Annotated in this window: 1 protein-coding gene; it reads right to left on the reverse strand. The window is 72.5% G+C overall.

Annotated features, from left to right (window positions below):
* Positions 1-378 (reverse strand): hypothetical protein (locus tag DMB66_RS62120; RefSeq protein WP_370321503.1); only part of this gene is annotated, 378 nt, incomplete at its 3' end.
* Positions 379-956 lie beyond the last annotated feature (578 nt).

Consider the following 956-nt stretch of genomic DNA (forward strand, 5'->3'; position numbering starts at 1 on the left):
CACGCCGGGCAGCGCCACGCCGGGCAGCGCCACGCCGGGCAGCGCCACGCCGGGCAGCGCCACGCCGGGCAGCGCCACGCCGGGCAACGCGGATTCGGTTGACGATGAAGCTGCGAGTGGCGCTGCCACCACGGCGAAGAAGACGGCAGGCACTCGGCTGCCGTTCGGTCCGCGCCCGTCCAAGACCGACTCCGCAGCACCGTCGACCGAGGCCGAGGCGAAACTCGCCAGCCCGGAGGCGGAGGAGCCATCAGCAGCGGCATCCCTGACTGACACCGCAAAGCCCGACAACGCAACCCAAAAGCCGATATCAGCCGTCAAGGCCACCGAGGCGGGGACCCCGGCCGCGAAGCCCGTGGGCACCAGGGTTGTCGACACGCCGGAGGCGCACCCCGGCACGACGGACGCCGAACCGGCTGAGAAGGCGGTAGCCGACGCCGCCGCGCCGCCTGAGTCCCAGACCGGGACAAGTGCACTCGCGGCCACAGGAACGGCTTCCAAGGCGGCGGAAGGCGCATCTGCGGTCGAAGCGGCCGTGACGGAGGCGGAGACGACCGCGTCGGAAGCCGCGGCAGTGGTGGACAAGACCGGGAAGGACTCGCCCAAGCCCGGGGCCGGCGCGGAGACCGATACGCGTGGAGTCGGGACTGCCGAGTCCAAGGCCAGGGCCGACGCAGAGATTGACTCGCCCGAAGCCGGCACTGACGCGCCTCAGGTCGGGCCGAGGGCGGAGGCCGACTCACCCGGGGCCGATGCGTCCGAGGCTGGAGTTGGGGCCGGCTCGTCCGGGGCCGGGACTGTTGCGGCGAGGGTCGGGGCGGACTCGCCTGAAGCCGGGACCGATATGTCCGAGGCTGGAGCTGGGGCCGACTCGTCCGAGGTTGGAACTGCTGCGGCGAGGGTCGGGGCGGACTCGCCTGAAGCCGGGACCAATACGTCCGAGGCTGGAGTTGGGG

It is taken from the genome of Actinoplanes sp. ATCC 53533, assembly GCF_003947245.1.